Source organism: Gemella sp. GH3 (genome assembly GCF_013415425.1).
In the GTDB taxonomy this organism is placed as follows: domain Bacteria; phylum Bacillota; class Bacilli; order Staphylococcales; family Gemellaceae; genus Gemelliphila.
In genome coordinates, this window is sequence record NZ_JACBYC010000039.1 from 1 (window position 1) to 1,341 (window position 1,341).

Sequence of the window (1,341 nt, forward strand, 5' to 3'; positions counted from 1 at the left end):
CAACTTATCATTTTATTAGTAACTTTGTTTACTATAGAAATTATGTATTTATTATCATTAAATAGTTTAGATATTATCTCTATTATCTTTTATAGTCATATTATAATGTAAATAGCTATTTATAAAATCGATAATTTCACCATTCATTACTTTATCTACACTTCCCACTTCATAATTTGTTCTATGATCTTTTACCATAGTATATGGAGTAAAAACGTAGGATTTAATTTGCGATCCCCATGAAATAGATTTCTGCTCCCCTCTTAATTCATTAATCTCTTGCTCTCTCTTCTCCAACTGTATTTTGTATAATCTTGACTTCAACTCACGCATAGCCGTTTCTTTATTAACAAGTTGACTTCTTTCAGATTGAGATTGAACTACAATTCCTGTAGGTAAATGTGTAATTCTTACCGCAGAATCTGTTGTATTAATATGTTGACCTCCTGCTCCTTGAGCACGATATGTATCTATCTGTATATCTTCGTTAGCTATATCAATGTTAATTTCTTCATCAGAAAATTCTGGTATAACATCAACAGAACAAAATGAAGTATGCCTTTTACCTGAAGGATCAAATGGCGAAATACGTATAAAACGATGCACACCTTTCTCTCCCTTTAGTAATCCATAGGCATAATCACCTTCTACCAATATCGTAACAGATTTTATACCACATATATCACCAGATTGATAATTCAAATATCTAAATTTTAAACCTTGCTTAGCAAAAAATCTTTCATACATTTTAAATAAAATTTCTGCACAATCTGTAGCATCACTTCCACCTGCTCCAGCATGAATTTCAAATATTGCAGAATTATTATCATACGGCTCTGATAAAAGTAATCTAAAAGTAAATAACTCTACTTTTTCTTCTAATTCTTTGTAAATTTCTATTAATTCGTTATGTAATTCTTCATCGTCTTCTTCTTTTAGAAAATCTATTAACTCTTTAGATTGACTTAATAATAAAAATAATTCCTCAAAATCAGATAATTCCTTTTCAATAAATTTAGATTCAGCAACTATTTTTGTTGCTTGCTCGCTATTATTCCAAAAATTTTGATCTAACATCGCATTTTCTATTTCAGCCAATCTTTCTTTTTTTTCTTCTATATTTAAAGATTCTCTAAAGTCATTTATATTTTTATCAATATCTTCTAATTTTTTTCTTAATTCTACTAATTCCAATGTTCTAACTCCAATTATTTATCATCGCTCCATTATTATACACGATTAATACAAAAAATTACAAACAATTTTAGTTAATTATAAATAATCTAAAGCAACTTCTAGTATAATAAAATAAAATAATTTTATTTTATGTAAATATTATAG

General features: G+C 26.9%; 1 protein-coding gene. It reads right to left on the reverse strand.

Going from position 1 to position 1,341, the window contains the following annotated elements:
- Positions 1-66 precede the first annotated feature (66 nt).
- Positions 67-1,194, reverse strand: a complete 1,128-nt coding sequence (prfB, locus tag HZY83_RS01020; protein ID WP_179942260.1) for a peptide chain release factor 2 — start codon at positions 1,192-1,194, stop codon at positions 67-69.
- Positions 1,195-1,341 lie beyond the last annotated feature (147 nt).